The sequence below is a fragment of the Anaerostipes sp. AF04-45 genome (genome assembly GCF_003461725.1).
Classification (GTDB): Bacteria; Bacillota; Clostridia; order Lachnospirales; family Lachnospiraceae; genus Anaerostipes; species Anaerostipes caccae.
Genome location: NZ_QTXQ01000013.1, coordinates 36,818 through 56,222 on the forward strand (window position 1 = coordinate 36,818; position 19,405 = coordinate 56,222).

The 19,405-nt window shown below is 38.5% G+C and carries 15 protein-coding genes; all 15 read right to left on the reverse strand.

Going from position 1 to position 19,405, the window contains the following annotated elements; genetic code table 11:
- Positions 1 to 15 precede the first annotated feature (15 nt).
- Positions 16 to 1,974, reverse strand: a complete 1,959-nt coding sequence (locus DWV34_RS15215; RefSeq protein ID WP_022261085.1) for a BglG family transcription antiterminator — start codon at positions 1,972 to 1,974, stop codon at positions 16 to 18.
- A gap of 95 nt (positions 1,975 to 2,069) precedes the next feature.
- On the reverse strand, positions 2,070 to 2,729 hold the full coding sequence (locus DWV34_RS15220; RefSeq protein ID WP_039930621.1) for a class II aldolase/adducin family protein: 660 nt from the start codon (positions 2,727 to 2,729) through the stop codon (positions 2,070 to 2,072).
- A 16-nt stretch (positions 2,730 to 2,745) separates the two neighbouring features.
- The gene (locus tag DWV34_RS15225) at positions 2,746 to 3,780 is read right to left on the reverse strand and encodes a zinc-binding dehydrogenase (RefSeq protein WP_022261084.1); all 1,035 of its coding nucleotides are present in this window, start codon (positions 3,778 to 3,780) and stop codon (positions 2,746 to 2,748) included.
- Between the two features lie 234 nt (positions 3,781 to 4,014).
- Entirely contained in the window at positions 4,015 to 5,181 is a 1,167-nt protein-coding gene (locus DWV34_RS15230; protein ID WP_009290655.1) for a CDP-glycerol glycerophosphotransferase family protein, read from the reverse strand.
- A gap of 6 nt (positions 5,182 to 5,187) precedes the next feature.
- On the reverse strand, positions 5,188 to 6,123 hold the full coding sequence (locus DWV34_RS15235) for a glycosyltransferase family 2 protein (RefSeq protein ID WP_006565691.1): 936 nt from the start codon (positions 6,121 to 6,123) through the stop codon (positions 5,188 to 5,190).
- Positions 6,124 to 6,157: 34 nt separating this feature from the next.
- Positions 6,158 to 7,330, reverse strand: a complete 1,173-nt coding sequence (locus DWV34_RS15240) for a CDP-glycerol glycerophosphotransferase family protein (RefSeq protein WP_118476601.1) — start codon at positions 7,328 to 7,330, stop codon at positions 6,158 to 6,160.
- 18 nt (positions 7,331 to 7,348) lie between these two features.
- Positions 7,349 to 9,409, reverse strand: a complete 2,061-nt coding sequence (locus DWV34_RS15245) for an LTA synthase family protein (protein ID WP_009290653.1) — start codon at positions 9,407 to 9,409, stop codon at positions 7,349 to 7,351.
- A gap of 105 nt (positions 9,410 to 9,514) precedes the next feature.
- Positions 9,515 to 10,408, reverse strand: coding sequence for a UTP--glucose-1-phosphate uridylyltransferase GalU (galU, locus tag DWV34_RS15250; protein ID WP_009290652.1), 894 nt, complete (start codon positions 10,406 to 10,408; stop codon positions 9,515 to 9,517).
- A gap of 17 nt (positions 10,409 to 10,425) precedes the next feature.
- A complete protein-coding gene (gene tagD / locus DWV34_RS15255; protein WP_009290651.1) occupies positions 10,426 to 10,839 on the reverse strand; it encodes a glycerol-3-phosphate cytidylyltransferase in 414 nt (137 codons plus the stop codon).
- 17 nt (positions 10,840 to 10,856) lie between these two features.
- Entirely contained in the window at positions 10,857 to 11,597 is a 741-nt protein-coding gene (locus tag DWV34_RS15260; protein ID WP_009290650.1) for an ABC transporter ATP-binding protein, read from the reverse strand.
- A gap of 9 nt (positions 11,598 to 11,606) precedes the next feature.
- The gene (locus DWV34_RS15265; RefSeq protein WP_022261082.1) at positions 11,607 to 12,389 is read right to left on the reverse strand and encodes an ABC transporter permease; all 783 of its coding nucleotides are present in this window, start codon (positions 12,387 to 12,389) and stop codon (positions 11,607 to 11,609) included.
- 102 nt (positions 12,390 to 12,491) lie between these two features.
- Complete coding sequence (locus tag DWV34_RS15270; RefSeq protein ID WP_009290648.1) at positions 12,492 to 13,547, reverse strand: acyltransferase family protein; 1,056 nt, start codon at positions 13,545 to 13,547, stop codon at positions 12,492 to 12,494.
- Between the two features lie 15 nt (positions 13,548 to 13,562).
- On the reverse strand, positions 13,563 to 17,213 hold the full coding sequence (locus tag DWV34_RS15275) for a CDP-glycerol glycerophosphotransferase family protein (protein WP_022261081.1): 3,651 nt from the start codon (positions 17,211 to 17,213) through the stop codon (positions 13,563 to 13,565).
- A complete protein-coding gene (locus tag DWV34_RS15280; protein WP_158565695.1) occupies positions 17,206 to 18,243 on the reverse strand; it encodes an SGNH/GDSL hydrolase family protein in 1,038 nt (345 codons plus the stop codon). The genes DWV34_RS15275 and DWV34_RS15280 overlap by 8 nt, the downstream gene beginning before the upstream one ends.
- A 143-nt stretch (positions 18,244 to 18,386) precedes the next feature.
- Complete coding sequence (locus tag DWV34_RS15285) at positions 18,387 to 19,391, reverse strand: right-handed parallel beta-helix repeat-containing protein (protein WP_147342263.1); 1,005 nt, start codon at positions 19,389 to 19,391, stop codon at positions 18,387 to 18,389.
- Between the last annotated feature and the right edge of the window lie 14 nt (positions 19,392 to 19,405).

The window sequence follows — 19,405 nt, forward strand, 5'->3', positions numbered from 1 at the left end:
CTTTCTTTCCTTTCTCTATAAAATCGGAAGTCTGTCTTTAAACTGAGCCAGGTTTTCGGAACCCAGCAGCTTCCTTACCAGACCCTCATCATCCACCAGGCGCACCGTCAAGTCAAAGAAGCTGTTTAAATACTTCATATCTTCCTTTTTCACTGCCAGCATAAAGATCAGCTGTGCTTGACCGCTGCCCCATAAAATGGACTGATTCAGAATGCCCACGCTGATAACCGTCCTCTTTGCACATGCTTCGATCGGATGAGGCATAGCAATCTTATTTCCAAAGATTGTAGAGGCCACCTGTTCTCTCATCAGCGTCTTTTCCGCGAAATCCTCTCCGGCGAAGTCAAGCCTTATGAGATGTTCTGACATTGTCCGGATAACTTTTTCCGGCGTCTCAGCCTTTAGATTATAAAAAAACAGTTCTCTGTGAAAATAATCTTTAATGCTCCTTGGAAGCTGGTCATACATCAATTCTTTACGCATCTGCAGAAGCCATTTATTGATCTCCCTCTGATCTTTTTCGTTCAGCAGAGGCGAAATCTGTATTTTCGGTACCTGAAAGTTTTTCAGTACCTGTTTTGATTCTGTGGTAATCAGAAAAGTAGGTTTTAATTTTTCTATCTCATTGACTGCATAGATAGAGAAAGGACCTTCAATATTGCAGATGTCACCGTAAATCGCCTTCAGTCTTGTAGTCAAAAGCCTGCTTGTCCCATAATTCATTCCTGTGACGACTGCAATCGTAAAATCTTTCGGAGATTTTTTTCTCTCCATCCTCTCCACCGCACTTCCCAGATAAGTGGCCACATATCCCAGTTCATTTTCATTCAGCCTCACTCCGAACACATCGTAAAACCGCTCGTATAGAAACAGAGACATATCAAACACAAAGGGATATTCTGTCTTTAAAAGCATCAGCACCGGATTGGTGCTCTCCGGCTCCATCCTGATTCTTTTTAATGTATACCGGATGTGGGTCACAAGCCCTGCCTTCAGCTCCTGATCATCCGTAAGATCCAGATGAAATTTGTTTTTAATGTCATTTAAGAGTTCATTGACCACAAATTCATAGTGGGACTGCTCGGGTATCGGCGCCGGCCTGACCTCTGCTTCACTTCCGATCAGCCGAAACAGAGAAAGCTGAACCGCCAGATCCACCAGTTCTTCCTCATTTAATTCTGTGGAGAATTCTTCTCTGACTTTCCCTGAAATGGTCTCCGCAAGTGTCCAGTTGATATCCTCTGATGTCAGAATATCTTTTGTTTTATTCTTATATTCATACCCCATATGGACTCTTGTAAGTTTAATCGACAGATAAATAACCAAATGAAGGATATCCTCCGCTGTCATGGAAATTTCATTGTCCGCCAGTGCATTCAGCACGCAGTTCATCATTTTTTCCGGTATGTCAGCCCCAAAATAATCGTCATAATTCTCAATCATCAGATAATCCGGGTCCGTCCGGTCTACCATCAGTTCCTTCAGAAGAAATCTTCTCGTCTCTTCCTCCCCGTAAGTCCATATCTTTCTCCCGTTCCTCTTAACATACATTGGTGTCGTGCGGCTCTCCAGCATAGCTTTGATCTTAAAAATCCCGCTTTCCAGGGTCGTCCGGCTGACGAACATTTCTTCCTCCAGCTCATCCACATCCTCCGGTTTCTCTTCATCCGCCTGAAGAAGTCTGATCCCAAGGGCACGCATCCGCTCCTGCGGTGTCAAAGGCACATCCATACCATCCCACAGCAAAGATTCCAGCTCCCCCTGCCTCTCTCCCCGCAGCCGGTAGCCCTCCTGTCTGGAAGATTCTATATAACAGCCCACGGTTTTCAGCCAGACATTAATTGCTGCAATATCCGCCCGGATGGTTCTCGGAGTCACCGCCATCTCCTCAGCAAGTTCCTTCCCTTTTACCCAGCCGTCCAAAGACATTAGCTTTTTTAATATCTTCTTTTGCCTTGTCGGCAGTCCTATCATTGCTATCACCCTCTCATTACTGTTTTTTTTATCTTATCACCTCAGTTCCGCTCATCCTTCAGGTATTTTTTTCCACTCTTTATAAATTGTCTCTCTTATTCTAATCCAAGCTTCTTTACTGCCCGGTCATGCATGATCTTATAGCCCGATTCCGGTAAAGGCTTCATTTTTCCTGCCACATAGGTGTAATATGCTATCTGTGAATTTTCCTCTACATATTCTGCAATGCTCATCGCCTGGGAGACATTTCTTCCCGCAGCGATCAGACCGTGATTTTCCAGTAAACACACCACATTGTGGTCGCCCATAGCCTTCACTGCCGCTTCTGCGATCTCCTGCGACCCCGGTATTTCAAACGGTGCCACTTTCACCGGAGAATACGGTGCAGAAGCAGCGGCCACCGCCGGAAGCTCTTCCACCAGAATCGACATGGCGGTGGCAAAAGGAGAATGTGTATGTACGACCGCTTCCATCTTTACTTTATTCAGAAAAATCAGGCGGTGCATCGGTGCTTCTGTGGACGGTTTGCATTTTCCCTCTGTCCATTCCCCTGTGGCAAGATCGATCACCGGCACCATATCCGGTGTGATCTCCTCATATGGTATCCCGCTGGGTGTAATCACCATGACCCCCTCTTCTCTGCAGGCGATCGAAACATTTCCCGAAGTCCCATGGATCAGCTTCTTGTCACTGCACTCGATAGCAGCTTGAATGACCTTTTCTCTCTCTCTTTTTCCATAGTTTCCTCCTTGAATTCACAATTTTTTATCTCTATAAGTCACAGCGTATTTCATTTTTGATGACTTCTCCTCCCGCATGGGAGTTCAGCGCATCCAGACACTGTTCCAGGGGATATGTATCATTTACAAAAAGATCCTCGCTGATAATCCCTCTTTCAATGAGTCTGAATGCCTGTTCCTCAAGCTTCGGTGTCGTATGGTAGACTCCCTTCACTGTCAGCTGGGAGTAATGAAGAAGTGTCGTGTCCACCGTGATCCGGCTTCCTCCCCTGCATCCTCCGAATTCAAGGACAGTCCCGGCTTTTCTGACCATGTAAAGATTTTTTTCCCAAACCTCGGGGACCCCGGTAGCATCGATCGCTATATCAACACCTCTTCCGCAAGGAGTCAGCCCTTTGACAGCCTCCACTACATCCTCTGTTTCAGAAATGTCAATAGTAACGTCAGCACCCAGTTCCCTGGCCACCCCAAGGCGTTTTGCATTTTTATCTGTGCTGATAACATAAGCGCCCCGGAGTTTAGCAAGCTTTGTCATCATAAGCCCCAGTGGACCCGCCCCGTTGATCACTACAGTATCCATCAGCTGAATATCTGCATCTGTGATTCCATGGACCGCACTGCCCAGCGGTTCCAGTAGCGCAGCAGAACGGAAGGAAATATGGTCCGGAATATGAAACACATTCTCTCTCACGATGGCCGCGGGAAGAAGCCGGTACTCCGCCCAGGCACTCTTTACCATGGTCAGATCCTCACACATGCTGTGTTCCCCGATCTTACAGTAGTAACACTTATTGCACGGAGCAGAATTGTGAGGTGCGATCCTGTCTCCCACTTTGAAGCCGGTTACTCCCTCCCCTACTTTGGCGACAATTCCGGCACTCTCGTGTCCAAAGATCAGTTTCTGCCCTTCTTTGAATTTCGGATATCCTCTTTTATACTGCTTCAAGTCCGTTCCGCATGTCAGCGCCGAAATATTCTTCATCAAAATTTCCCCCGGCCCCGGCTCAGGGGTTTCCACGTCTTCCATTCTTAAATCATTTGGTGCATAATATACAGCCGCTCTCATATGTTTCTCCTCCTTTTTTACTATATGGTTCCTCTTATCTTGTCTCAAGAATACCATGCCCCTTTCTTACCCCTCAACCAGACTATTTCCCATCAGATAGGAAAGACTTTCATGCATTAGCGCAGTACTCTCTAAACAGCGAAAGAAAAAAAGCTGATCCTCCGTTTCATCTACGGAGAATCAGCTTTTCGCTGTCTCTTTTTCTGCATATGAAATTTTCAGCCTGCGTATCATCTACAAAAACTGCATCTTTTCAAGAAGCGCCCGGCCCACTTCTCTCTGTCCTCTTTTACAATAAAAAAGATCCCTGACTTTTTTTCTGTCTGCTTTAAAATCATCAGTTCCCGAGACGATCTGCCGCATGCCTTCCATTAATTCATCGAAGGTCCCGGCCTTGATCCCCGGTGTCACTTCATCATAAGGAAAATACATCTCCCTGTCCTTTTCAATATAGCTGTCATAATCAAAATCATAGAAAATAACCGGGCGGTCCAGCAGCAGATAGTCAATATATGTGCTGGAGTAATCGGTGATCAGTATATCCGTTTCTATCAGCAGCTCCTGAATATCCAGCGAATCCTTTGTCATATCCACAATATTGGAATAATCCGAAAGATCTGCCTCCTCATGAATATGATAAAAATGTCTGCGAATGATAAACAGGATCTGATGATCCCGGCAGAATTCATCCAGCTTTTTTAAATCAAAATGCTCCCTTAAAGGAAACGGAATCTTTCCTTCCTGCCGGTGTGTAGGTGCGTACAGAATCACGTTTTGACCTTCAAGCCGCTTCCTCAGTTTTTCATTCACCGGAAAAAGATGTTTATCGTCGTAGAAAAAATCATTCCTGGGCTGTCCATAAGTAAGGATCTGCTCCGCCGGACGGCGGAACGCACTCTTATAAATCTCGGAAAAAGTCCGGCTCGTAGCCACCACATACTCTCTTCCCAGAGGAAACTGCTGAATCTTACGCCGGATCTTCTGTCCCCTGCTGTCCCAGTCTTTTCCCTTGGTATCATCATATCCAATCTTCTTAAGCGGAACTCCATGCCAGACATTCAAAAATACGGCTCTTCCGAGAAATGCATGATTCAGATCACTGATTCCATTGCACATCACCGCATATTTCGCCCTGAGCTGACAGAGAATCCCCTTCCGTTCAGAAAACAGGTAAGCCTCATAACCTAACTCTCTCACTTCCCTGACAACACGTGGATTTTTCGTGATCCAGACCGGCCGGATTCCGTCCATCTGATTTGCCTCAATAAACAGATATTTAGGATTGTCGGCAAACTGCTGTCCGAGCCATGCGCCGAATACCCAAACCTTTCTGCTCCTGGGCCAGAGACACGACAAGTACATCACAATATATTTCAGTATAAGCTTCATACCACTTTTCATCTCACCCTAACCCCACAACCACTGCATCAGCTTACGGATATTTCCTTCCTTCAGAACCTGATGATTCCGGTAAAAGAAAAGTCTGCGCATCTTGCCTTTATAGTATAGATTCCCATAAGTTTTCAAAAGATTATATTCATCCAGGCCTTCGATCTCTTCCCCATAGGTTTCTACAAATCCCTGGATCTGTTCCATAGATTTGATCATCTGCTTCCGGTAGGACTCTTTGCCCTCCTTGAGCCTCTGCATCAAAAACACGGGATTCTTTGAATTCTTCGCTCCCACGGAATTATTTCCATGCTGCCTGTAATACATGGTCGGTTCATTGACAAAACCAATCCTTCCGAAAATCTTGGCGACAAGAGCCGCCCAGTAATCGTGCATCAGTATTTTACCCATAGGAAGCGGCTGCAGGAAATACTTCTGAAGTGCCCGGTTGATCATTGCCGTGCATCCGGTCACAGAATTCTGTACAATCAGCTGATTTAATGCAATTCTTTTGGGCAGGTTTGCATACTGGAAGAAGGATTCTGCGATCATCTCCAGATTTTCGTCTACCACTGAAAGATCCGTGTGTACGAGGATCGGTGTATCTTTCCCATACCGTTCCTCCATGGCCTCCATCTTCTTCATCGTCTCATAAATTTTATCCCGTTTCCACACATCATCCTGGTCACAGAACATAAAATACGGTCCGTGTGCATTTCTCAGAAGATTGATAAAATTGTTCCTGGCACTTCCTGTGGCAGGCTCATTCTTTATGATTTTTACCTGATCCGGATAGCGTGTTCTAAAATCCTCCAAGATGCCCAGAGTCCCGTCACAGGACCCGTCGTCTCCTGTGACAAGCCTCCAGTTTCCATATGTCTGGGAAGCAATGGATTCTAATTGAGCCTTCAAATAATCCTCTCCATTATATGTTGCTAATAGAATTGTAACCATAGCCCTACCCTCCTTTTATTTGAGCAAACACAAGCTATCGTCCATTTTTCTGAATTAATTCCACAATTTTTTCGGAAGCGTGTCCATCATCTATATGGTTGAACTTTTGACGATATGCTTCATTCTTTTCCGTCCAAAGAGAAGTATCATACTCCTTGATATCCTCAATTAATTGTTTTGTGTCCTTTGATATCGGTCCAGGTGCTTCCTTCGCAAAATCAAAATAAAAACCACGAAGATTTTCTCTATAATCTTCTAAATCATAGGCAAAGAAAAACATTGGCCGTTTCAATAAACTGTAATCAAACATTACAGAAGAATAATCTGTTATTAACATATCAGAAACTAAATACAGCCATGCTATATCCTTTGTTTCATCAAATGTATAAACAAATCCTTTATAGGGTCTCCAGTCTATTTTATCAGAAACTAAGTAATGATATTTTACAATAAAAATATAATCATCTGATAGCTGTTCCCTGGCCAGATCAAAATCTAACTTTGAGGCAAATTTATATTTCCCCTCTCCTAAGTATTCATTATCCCTCCAAGTAGGCGCATATAAAATAATCTTCTTATCCAACGGCAGTCCCAATAATTTTTTATACTTATTAATTTCTTCCTTATTATTATCACGGATTAAGATATCATTTCGGGGATATCCTATCTGCAAAATCGGCCTGTCCGTAAAAGCAAAACAGGATTTGAATATTTCTGTGGAAAAAGCATTCTGAGAAATAAGATAATCCCAGTCAGCGCAGGTTTTTCGAAACTTCTCATGATAATCTTTAATATCTGTATTGCCACCCATATCCATCTTATTCATATCTAAGGCCAGTTTTTTTAATGGTGTCCCATGCCATGTCTGAATATAGTCTACTTTCTTTTTCTTCCGGAAATACAATGGCTGCCGACTATCAAATACCCAAACGCCTGCACGCATTAAATACCAGAAATATAGGAAATAGTTATTGCGAATTTTTTTACATTTTCCTGGAACCTCTATATCTGTATCAAAGAAAAACCAAATGCAGTGATATTCTTGATCCAGTCCCTGCCGAACCATTTCCTCATAAATATATCTTGGGTTCCCTGTATAATTTCTTCCATTGCTGCTCTGAAAGATAATTATCCTTTTGACTACAGGAACCAAATAGGTCAAAACTTTATATATCTGTATCGTCAGCTCTTTAATAAATTGTTTCACAAAAATACCTTCTTCTTTCTATTTTCTTAATTCAAAAAACGAATTTACACGATTTTTTGTATCAAACAGCATATTGTACTGAAGAATACGATACTCATTTATTATATCATAATACGGCGAATTCTTATCTTTAATCTGATAAAACTTCCCATTTGCTCCCCAATATCCGTTCGACGTAATTGTTGGAACTTGTTCTCGAATTTTATTTAAAAATTTCTGATAACCAGTCATTTCTGCCCCAGCTGCATCTAACATAATACTTTGTATATAATTCATACTGGATTTTTTTATATATTGTTTATCAATATCATAGTTGGCCCAAATAACAAAAGGTACCTGGTAACGTTTCATCATATCCTCACTAGACCACTTTTCATATTCTCCATTCGTAATTTTATTTAGAAAACTATCCTTCAGTCTTGGCTGATGATCTCCCAGGAATAAAACTACGGTTGGTTCTTTTTCCCGTTTAAAGTATTCCACAATCTGCTTTAAACTGTCATCAGAATATTTAATCAAATTCAGATAACGGTTTGCCTGGTCATCATATTTGCTTTTTTCAATCTGTATAGGCTGTTTAAAATTATCCCAATCCTGATCATACGGACTGTGATTCTGAATCGTCATATTATACATAAAAAACGGGGCATCGCTTTTTTTACGTGATTTCTCATATTCTGAAATTACTCTGTCTATATCAGCTTTATCAGATATATACTCCCGCACTCTTTCCACATTTTCCGGAAAATCAAATTTAGATAAAAAATCGCTAAACCCTAAATATTTATATACTGTGGGCCGATTATAATTGTATGGGTTAAAAGGATGAAGCGCCTGATTCCCTGTATACCCATTCAATTTTAAATTACTTACTAAAGACGGGGTATCTCCATGGATATATAGCTGGAACGCAGTTGTTCCCTGCGGCAAAAATCCAAGAGTATCTCCTGTCAGCAGTTCAAATTCTGTATTTGCTGTCTGGCCTCCCACAATAGACGCATATGTGTATCCATATACACAGTCCTCTCCTTTGACCAAACTGCGGTAATATGGCATATAATCCTGATTTGTCTTAAAGTCTCCTAAAACTTTAATATCAGCAAATGTTTCATTTACAATGGTAATGATATTCGGTGTCTTCGGTTTCTTTTTCTGCTTCTCTGTTTCATTCTCATATTTTGAAATTATTTCTCTTACTTTCGCAACACTGTAGCCTTCCGGCTCATCCACGATGCAGTATCCAATACTTCTAATAAATGTCGCTGCCGCCCCATATTTCTGGTAACTTTCCATTGGTCGGAACATTCGGATATTTATCTTATTCTTTTCCATGAAATCCGTATACACCATTTTATTAACAAATACCGCACTGCAGATGATCGTCATTGTTAATGCAGCAGCACGCAATGAGACTGTTTTAAAAACTTTATTATGTTCTAATTGGAGAATTAAATAAAATAAGCCGACTGCAGCAAAAATTGCCATCAGCTGCAGATAGGATAATTGTATCGTATAATCATTCATAACGCTGGTTGCAGTCTTTATAGTCAACATATCCGGAGCCATCATCGGGATTCCCCGCAGCTCATACACAATAAAAACTGCAAAACCCAATGCTATACTCAACATACTCGTAATCAGACTCGCTGCTGCTATACGATTTGTAATAAACAGCAGCAAAAGATACACCAGTACAACTGATCCAAGACTAATTGCAATCCATAGAGGCTCTTTATGAAAAATATCCGTAGGTGCAACCGCACATTTTGCTTCATTCACAATCCATTCAGATACAATCCATGCATAGATAGGTGAGACAGCTGCTAAAATAACACTGAATATATGATCGATTTTTTCCTCTAATTTAATCTTAAAGACAGAAAGAAAGATAAGAACTGCAAATGCACAGCTTGCTAATACAAATCGCTTCATAAAAAAATCATTTTCTACAGCGTACAGTTTTTTCACAGATATAAAATATCCGAATAACAGAACTGCAATGACAATTTTAATTACTGCCGTTAACTTCTTCTTTTTCTCCTTTCCCGCAAATACACATTGAATCTCAAAATTTAGCATAACTCTATATCCTTTCGCGTTATCGCGTCATAAACAAAAGAAGAATTTCTCCAATTATAAATTGATGAAATTCCTCTTAAATTTTATCTCTGTTTATCATTTTCCTTATTTTGATTTCGCTATTGACTGGATATATTCCATTACCTGACCTCTTAATTCCGGACGGTCCAGCGCAAAATCAATCGTTGCTTTAATAAAACCAAATTTATCTCCAACATCATAACGGATACCTTCAAAATCATAAGCATATACTGCCTGTGTATCGATCAAACGGCAAATAGCATCCGTCAATTGTATTTCTCCACCTGCACCGGCACCCTGATCCTCCAATAATTCAAAAATTTCCGGAGTCAGCACATAACGGCCCAATACAGCCATCCGGCTCGGTGCCTCTTCTTTATTTGGCTTTTCTATTAAATTATCAAGCTTAACTGCTCTTCCATCTGCCGCCACATTCTTATTTGGAGCCACAATTCCATATTTGTTCACTTGATCTTTTGGTACTGTCTGAACTCCGACAACAGAAGCCTTATGTCTCTCATAAGCATTGATCAGCTGTTTTAATGCCGGTTTACCTCCTTTATTTACAACAACATCATCCCCTAAAAGTACGGCAAAAGGCTCATTTCCAATAAAAGACTTCGCACACAGTACAGCATGTCCCAGCCCTTTCGGCTCTTTCTGACGTACATAATAAATATTTGCCAAATTGGCAATATCATTGATCATCTTTACCTGAGCAGTTTTCCCGGATTCTGTTAATCGTGCTTCTAATTCATAATCCTTATCGAAGTGGTTTTCCATACAGTGTTTATTTGAATTTGTGATTACAAGAATCTCTTCTATTCCGCTTTCTACAGCCTCTTCAACAATGTACTGTACTGTAGGGGTATCTACAATAGGCAGCATCTCTTTGGGCATTGCCTTAGTTGCAGGTAAAAATCTTGTTCCAAGGCCTGCCGCCGGGATTACAGCTTTCCGAACCTTCTGTACACTCATAACATTTCCTCCTAACTTTAATCTTCTTCCTTCTGCTTTCCAACCAGTCCAAGATCCTGCTTTATCTTTGTTGTGGAAATGCCTTCTGTCCTAGGCAAATATACCACATCACAATACTCTTTTAAAAAATCGAACTTTCCTACCCAATCATCTCCCATAACGAATGTATCCACGTGATACTCCTGAACATCAGAAACCTTCTGTTCCCAATTATTCTCTGGAATAACCAAATCGACATAGCGGACAGCCTCTACCAATTTTTTGCGTTCCTCATAACTAAAATAACACTTTTTACGTTTTTCATTCCAGTTAAATTCATCAGTAGAGACAACTACGATCAAGTAGTCTCCAAGTTCTTTTGCCCTTCTTAACAAATTAATATGACCTGCATGCAGTAAATCAAACGTTCCATAAGTAATGACTTTCTTCATTAGATACCTCCCAGTATTTACTTGGTTTTTTCCTCATATACTGTACTAACTTCTTCTATGCTTCCACTTGAAATAATCTGTCCTTTTTCCAACAAAATTGCCTTATTGCAAAGACGTTTTACCTGCTCCAGAGAATGCGATACAAACAGTACCGTCACTCCTTTGTCAAACATACTCATAATCTTTGCTTCGCTTTTTCTTCGAAACTTAGCATCTCCTACTGATAAGACCTCGTCTAAGATAAGAATATCCGGTTCTACCAAAGTTGCAACCGAAAATCCCAGTCTTGATTTCATTCCGGAAGAATAATTTTTTACCGGTACATCAATAAATCTTCCCAATTCAGAAAATTCTACAATTTCATCAAACTTTTCGTCTAAAAATTTCTTTGAAAAGCCGAGAACTGCACCATACAAATATATATTTTCCCGTCCGGTATACTGCTGGTCAAATCCAGCTCCCAATTCCAATAATGGAGCAATCTTACCTTTTGTAGCCACGCTGCCTTCACTGGGTTTAAGAACGCCTGCAATCACTTTCAGCAATGTACTCTTCCCTGCTCCATTTAGTCCCAAAATCCCTAAACGGTCGCCTTTCCTCAACGTAAAATTTATATCCTTCAATGCCCAAAATTCATTATATTTTAATTGGCCTTTTATTAATTTTATTATATAATCTTTCAGATCATCGACCTTTTCCTGACTCAAATTAAATTTCATGCCAACGTGTTCGACTCTCAAAACTTCCTTTTTTGCCATAGCAGCCCCCTAGATATGCAAAATAAACTCATCCTGCTTCTTATAAAAGAATATAAGTCCTACAACCACAGATACAACGGCAAATATCGCAGATACCGCCAAAAATTTCATATTCATCGGCCGCCCATATACTGCTTGTCTAAAATTATGAATCAAAAGATATAATGGATTTGCCTTCAGGACATACCCATAAATTCCAGGCTTATTCAACAGTCTTTCAGCTGGATAAAAAATTGCAGAAGAATACATGATCAGCATAAGTGCCACGGTCCAAAGATATTCCAAATCCCGGAAAAACACTGCCATTGTCGATAAAATCATGCCGACACCAAATGCGGTAATTAGTATTAATGCAAGCGGAATTAGAGCTTGAACTAAATATATGGTTGGATACACTTTTAATACAATTGCAACAACTACCAATACAACAAGTGAGAGCATAAAAATAATATAATTGAACAAAACACTGGACAATGGATAAATATACTTTGGGACATACACTTTTTTAATCATTCCCGCATTGCCGCGTATGGATTTCATCGCACCACTGGTAGCAGAAGAAAAAAAGCTGTATAATAACCGCCCCGTCAAAATATAAACCGGGAACGTTGGATCCGGATTTCCAAACATAGATCCAAACACAATCGTCAATACGATCATTGTCAATAACGGCTCCAATAGCGTCCATAAAATTCCAAGGTATGAACGCCGGTATTTCAATTTGACGCCTTTCTTTACTAATTCCCACAACAGGAATCTGTACTTTTTAAAATTCTCAATGTATGTTTTCACTTTTTATTCTCCATTTTTTGAACATTCTTCGACTATTATACTATTGAATGCCTAAATATTCAATAACACATTTGGACAACGGCATTATACACTCCCCGCTTCTTAAAACTTTCCTATGACAAAACCAGCCTTCTTATTGATAAACGTAATTATGGAGTATTCAATAATTAAGACAATAGCTAGAATTCCCAGGCAGTCAATATAGTATCTCCATGCTAAAACTCCTGGCATCCCGGAAATTATTTTCCATCCTGCCGCCGCTGTAGAGATAATATAGAAAGGTCTTTGCGTCACCATTAAAATCAGTGAATTTTTTCCAAGAAAATTCAGAACCGTAAAGTTCAAATATTGTTCAAGGAATTCAAACACTAATAAAATTCCAAAAGAGGCGATCACTGCATTTACAAAGAAAAGCCACGGATGGATGCCTATAGCCATATTATTAAAATCTACACCTGGATTTATTTGGGATGTTACAATATTCAGACCACTGAACAAGATTCCGACTCCAAATCGAAAATAACAATTTTTAGTTTTCTGCCACAACCGGCATCCTAAATAACCCATATACAGAAACCATACAGCAACCACCGATCTTGCTATGGTCAATGTCAGAAAAGATATTCTTTCAAACATCAGTGGATCCATGGAAACTTTCCACTGTCCAAACAGTTCTGTAAACTTCCATGTAAAAACTAACGGCAGTATTAACATAAAGATACGCATCCACTTAGGCAGATACTTCATTACACAGAAAAATAAAATCTCTCCAAGCATTAAAACTGGCAGAAACCATAAAGCAAACGCACCTCTAAAGCTTACGGTTGCATAAAGATAAGATTTAATGGATGCCATATCAACTGCATGCTTCATAACCATGGATGCAAAACGAAATCCGATAGAGGCAGTGCTGAACACAAAATACGGGATTAATAATGACTTAAATAACTTCCAGACATATCTTTTCAAAGTCAATTCCTCATAAGAGTTAGTGTAACAGACCAAATAACCAGCCGTTATAAAAAAAATCGGAATCTTAAATGAAGCTCCCCATGTATCTACAGGATTCCCAAGCTTCGTAATATGTCCCCATGTAACCATCAAAATGCCTAAGGCTTTGGCAAGATCAATATATTTAATTCGCTTTTTCTTTTCCATGGTGCTTTCCTTTTTCTAGTAACCTTTCCCTATAATATAGTCATACGTTCTCTTACTGTTATGCGCATCCCGGTATTCAAAATAGTAATCAATATTTTCTGCATCCTTTTCTTTAATTTCAAAATCCTTGCGGATATAAGCCTCGATACCGTTTATCAGTTCAGTATATTCGACATATCGCTCACCAAATAAATCATGCTCCATATCAATATAACTGCCGTGTGCCTGCATATACATATCATAATCAAACTGATAGAATAAAACCGGTTTCCTCATGTAATATACATCCCAGCACACACTGGAATAATCCGTAATCAGCATAGAACATTTCATCATGATTTCATTTAGCGGCCTGCTTCCAAACGGAATCAGTTCAATATGATCACCACTGACATTAAATTCCCCAAGGTAATCTTTAAATTTAGGATGTATATAAAAAATCAAATTAACATTATTTTCTTTCAATAACCGCGCTAGTTTTTCACTTTGAAGAAGCTTCATATAATTAAAATAATAATCGCTTTTTTTGAATTCTTCTGCACTGCGCTCCTCCAGCCATGCACGCCATGTTGGCATGGCAAGAATGATTTTTTCCTCTGCATTCGATTTATCTTCCAGTACATCCCACCGGGTAAATCCAAGAATCGGAGCATCCTCTGCAGCATAACCAAAATTCTCTGTAATAATTTTTTGTTCAAACTTAGATGTCGTTGTAAAGTAAGTCATAGCACTGGAGCCTTTTCGTCCGAAAATATGATCTACTCGCTTTAATGCAGTGACCCCATGCTGCAGAAACAGAATATCATGCTTGGAAATCCTGTTGGCAATAATACTTGGTTTTGTTCTCCACGTATAAAGATGTTTCTTAGAATCAGAAGCAATATAGAGATTCGCCGCTAAACTATATAATATATGTTTTAAGCTCATAAAAGGCAATACATTTTCTCCATAATCCTTAAGTTTTTTAAAATCAGCTGAGTCTTTACTTAAAATGAAGTACATATGTCTGCGGCTTTCCGGCAGTTTATCCATACAGTATTTAAAAAAGTAATATCCATTGTCCTGCGCCATTGAACAAAACTTTTCAAAAACAAGCCAAATTCGTTTTCTCTTCCAATAAGGATAAAATAAAATATATATTCCAAAAGCAAACAATTCCTTCAGTCTTGTATTCATTCCGTCAAACTCTGTCACTTCTCTATAGGTAAATGCCAACTTGCACGTAATTGTAGAATATGGAAAACAAATATGATTTTTATCCGCAAATGCCTGGTAATTTAACAGTAGAAAGCTAAGCCGCCGGATTCTGCTTAAATATGCCCAAAGATTTAACTCAATACCATCTTTTTCTAATACTAAAAAAACATCCCAAAACAACTCTTCCATTTGTATCTTGGATACATCTATTTCTGCATCAATAAACCAAAATCCATTTTTCTCTCTCACCTGATAATCAAACGAATATTTTAAGTCTTCTACTGGATTGCGGTAAGAGAAAATAACATCCTTTATTTTGGCACTCTTCTGTTTTTTAAACTTCAGTGTCATTTTCACCAGTGAATTGTGCAGTCTTAACTTCATAACACGGCCACGAATGGTATTTCTTAACTGCTGCTGCTTCGTTGCAAAAAACAATGCAAAACGACCTGTTTCTGAGTTCACATAGGGTATGACTCCTCCTTCAGCCGGCTCATCGCAATTTCTATAAAACACATGCTGATACGGTATTGCCTCAAGATAAATTGACTGCTTATCAAGCTCCCCAAACTCCCCCATCCTTTTTTTATAATCAGTTTGATCTTTTAGATAATACGGAACTTTTTTCCCAGCCTCCTCTACTTCCAGCATTAAAAGATACCTCGCCTTTTCTGCTACAAGTTGTGAGTTCATGATTTCATAAAAATTTTCTATAACCTGATTACTCTCTTTTTCTTGTTCTGTGAGCTGTCTTGTCCATATAATCTTCTCATGAAAATTCACCACAAGAAGTTTCGTAATCTTTTTCTGTTTTGCATTGGCAAAATCAATATGAAGACCATCACTCTCTACAAACATCGTTGCAGCAAGATTCTTTGTTTTTCCCAGATGATAGGTTTCTCCTGCTTCTCCATGATAATAATTTTTCTTAAACTTCGGATCAACATTCAGCTCTGCAAAACAACGTTTTACTTCTCTTAGATGCAGTTTGTCGCTGATTTTTTTGCTTTTTTTCCGAACGAGCTCCTCAAAATAAGTTCTTGGCAGAGTTCTTGTGATAAAAATAAAATCAAAATCATCCCGGTAGTTATCGTGCAGATAACTGCTCAGTTCCGGATTAAAAAATCTTTTTTCAAAAATCACGACATCTTTATTTTTATCAACAATTTTTGCAATGGTATCAATAGCTTCTGGCTTTTTTATTTCCGGATAATACAGTATATTCCTCTTTTTCTCCAAATTATTACAATAATTGACTACCGGCATCCCACAATCACTTTCACGGAATACCAATTCTGCCATCTTGCGACTTGCATCAGCTGAATCATATTGAATATACTTCTGAATATATTCATCATCGTGATCATAGCTGTCATTTCGAAATTCTTCCTTTACGATACAATTCAACAGAGTCTGTGCATCATATATTTTCCGAAACGGCAATTCTTTTATATCAAAATACATTCCCCGGTCGTGCATATATTCATCATAATCATACATATATAATATAACGGGTTTTCTTGTAATAGAATAGTCGAAAAAAACACTGGAATAATCTGTAATTAATGCATCCACACTGTTCAAAAATTCATACTTATCAACCCCCTGTGGAAAAGAATAAATATGTTTATAATCATCCAATTTTATAAACTTTTGCACCATTGGATGAAAATTCACATACAGCTTTTGATGAGATTTTAAATTATCATCTAAATATGTTAATAATTTATTGACTTCTTTACTGTATTGCGCTGTATCTACATCATGATTGCTTTTTCCTCTCCAGGTAGGCATATAGGCAAGAGTGGTATATTGATCATTTCCAAGCTTTTCACGTACTTCTTCTGCTTTCTCTTTGTTCATGAAGATGCTGTTTCTTGGATACCCATTCATGATCACTTTCCCGGTGTACAGGGATTCTAAATTATAATCCTCCATAATAGCTTTTTTTGTGAACTCATTTGGAAACATAATATAATTGGCATGCAAAAAATTATGCTGTACATTATACATTGATTCAATTCCATATTTCATTTTTTTACCCAATGTCTTCAAAGGGGTGCCATGCCAGGTCTGCAGATATATCTGCTGCGGCCTGCGAATAAAGTATGCCGGAAATGAACTGTTATTAATCAAATACTTTGATGTCGCAAGTACTTTTGTATATTTAAAAGTACTGATATCTACAAGTTTTACTTTTAATCCGATAGAATTAATAAACTCTTGATCTCGCTGCATGTCATTTGTAGCAAAGTATATTGTGAATTTTTGTGATTCCGGCATTTTTAAAAAATCCTGCAAAATCGCTAGCGGTGAATCTGAAACGTCTTTTCCATGAAATGACTCAAAAAGAGCCTGATGTTCTTTAACTGCTGCATGTTTGTAATACCATGCATACATAAACTTCATTTTTGGAGTTTTAGGAAACAATCTTTTTACAAATCGAATAATCTTACTCATTTTACCCATGTTTTTTTAAACCTTTCATCGCTTTTTTAAGTGATTTTTCTGTTCTTTTACACTGCTGGTCCGCAGACTCAGGTGAATACAAAACCTTCCATGCTTTATTCCGCTCTTTGATAAATTTCTTCCAAGTCCGTTTCGTATAATTTTTCTTCTTGTATTTTTTAGCTTTTGAGTATGTTTTATATAACTTTTTCGTATGAATCGAAAACTGACTTGACAAAAATTTTTGTTTGCTGTCATTCTGAATACTCACAGCTACTATTTTTGCCAAAATCCTGGCACCTTTCTGATTAAAATGTGTAGAATCATCAATTCCATTAGGATACACAGCATGTTGCCCTGGCTTATATTTTATATACCAAGCATTACAAATCTTTTTGCCGCGAAAATTAAAATACTCTACACATTTCTTATTTAAATCAATACAGCTTAGTCCAAAATTTTTTGCAATTTTTCTGGTAGCCAAATAATAATCTTTTGCATTAATCCTTATTTTTTTCGCGTTTGTAAAATTCCTTGGCGGTGTTGTAACCAAAATCACTTCTGCACCTTTCTTCTGAATCATTTTTATACAGTATGTTAAGTTTTTCTTATATTTGCCGAGAGATGCATATTCACGTCTGGCATCATTATGGCCTAAAGCTATGATAACATAATCATTTTTATTCACCTGCTGAAGCATCCCCGAGAATCTTCCGCTGTCAAGAAATGTTTTAACACTGGCATAACTTTGCCCCCAGTTTTCGATATTTAAATTCTGAAGTCTGTGGCGGACAACGCCACTATAACCGCTGTATTCTTTTGGAAACTCTGCAGTTGAACCTTTCCCGCCTTTTAAATAATGAACCAATTCTTGTCCCCATCCATCTCTTGGTCTTTCTTCGTCAGAATAATAACGAGATTTGGAATCCCCCATAATAAATATCGTCTTCTTTTGCGCTGCCTGAACAGGCCTCTCAGGAATCATAACCGCATATAAAGAAATCAGCAACAATTCTGCTGCAAGAAATAAGTGCATCTTTTTTAATGTCATTTTCTCCTCCATTGCCCTCAGCATTCGCCAATATATCCTTTTTATTATAGCAGTTAATTTGGTTTTTTAAAATATCTTTCATGGATTAAATTCTTCAAAAACAAATGCCAGGAATCTCTTCCTGACATTTAACTGCTTCTTGCTTAATTTTCTTTCAAATATATAACTTTACATTTTTTAGTTGCATATGCTTGATATTTCCATGCAATCTTTACATAGTTTTCTTTTACGTTAACTCCAACATTGTCTCCTAAATCGATTAGATTCTTATTAGAAAACTTATTATAGGTAATAGCATACTGACTGCCGCCTCCACTGTTTTTCCAAGGCGCCAAAAGCATCGCTTTTCCCTTAATATTTTTAAAAGTATTATTCTTAATTGTCGGATAGATCAGACCGGAACCAATAATTCCATTTCTCCCGCTATATACCACATGATCAATAGAATTATTGATAAAAACCGGATACTTCCAATTCATCATCCGAACAGCATCTTCTTTCATTTTTTTTATCGAACAATTCTTAATCGTTACGTATGTGTGATACTTTCCTCCGCTATACTGATGCGTTCCAATGGAACGTCCCAAATTAGAAAACTCACAATTTTCGATATTTACTTTATAATTCGGTGTTTTATCAAATTTGCTCCATTCCTGGGAATAGCCTCTGGTCGTTTTGTCCGGAGTATCTAAATTAATCGCTTCCTTTTTCGCATTACCTTTTCCATTATAAAATTTACAGTCAGTAATCTTTGCATTCTTTGTTGCATCCATCTCAATAAAATGTCCGCTTTTTATATTTTTAAAAGTCAGACCAGTTATAGTAACGTTTTTATTGTGTCCGGTAATAATAGAAATCCCTTTATTAAAATACTTCATATCAATGACAGCATTTCCTTCCCCTCTAAAGGTGATATTTTTCATTCCATTGTATTTTCCGTAGACACGTTTTTTCTTGCTTTTACTTGGTTTAATGAGCTGAAACATAGAACTGGAGGCCTTCCATCCTTTAACCCCCGTAGACTTCCCTTTCGTAAACTTTACTCCGTTTTTAAAAATAATCGTAACATTCGACGGAACATATACTGCATTGGTCAAAGAATATGTCCCTTTTTTCAAAATAATTGTTCCGCCTTTTGATTTTTCCAAACGTTCCAGACGGT

Bases quoted from the DNA above. Each gene is read 5' to 3' on its own strand.
- DWV34_RS15215 (WP_022261085.1), bottom strand. From the start codon at position 1,974: ATGATAGGACTGCCGACAAGGCAAAAGAAGATATTAAAAAAGCTAATG.
- DWV34_RS15225 (WP_022261084.1), bottom strand. From the start codon at position 3,780: ATGAGAGCGGCTGTATATTATGCACCAAATGATTTAAGAATGGAAGAC.
- DWV34_RS15230 (WP_009290655.1), bottom strand. From the start codon at position 5,181: ATGAAAAGTGGTATGAAGCTTATACTGAAATATATTGTGATGTACTTG.
- DWV34_RS15235 (WP_006565691.1), bottom strand. From the start codon at position 6,123: ATGGTTACAATTCTATTAGCAACATATAATGGAGAGGATTATTTGAAG.
- DWV34_RS15245 (WP_009290653.1), bottom strand. From the start codon at position 9,409: ATGCTAAATTTTGAGATTCAATGTGTATTTGCGGGAAAGGAGAAAAAG.
- galU (WP_009290652.1), bottom strand. From the start codon at position 10,408: ATGAGTGTACAGAAGGTTCGGAAAGCTGTAATCCCGGCGGCAGGCCTT.
- tagD (WP_009290651.1), bottom strand. From the start codon at position 10,839: ATGAAGAAAGTCATTACTTATGGAACGTTTGATTTACTGCATGCAGGT.
- DWV34_RS15260 (WP_009290650.1), bottom strand. From the start codon at position 11,597: ATGGCAAAAAAGGAAGTTTTGAGAGTCGAACACGTTGGCATGAAATTT.
- DWV34_RS15270 (WP_009290648.1), bottom strand. From the start codon at position 13,547: ATGGAAAAGAAAAAGCGAATTAAATATATTGATCTTGCCAAAGCCTTA.
- DWV34_RS15275 (WP_022261081.1), bottom strand. From the start codon at position 17,213: ATGGGTAAAATGAGTAAGATTATTCGATTTGTAAAAAGATTGTTTCCT.
- DWV34_RS15280 (WP_158565695.1), bottom strand. From the start codon at position 18,243: ATGACATTAAAAAAGATGCACTTATTTCTTGCAGCAGAATTGTTGCTG.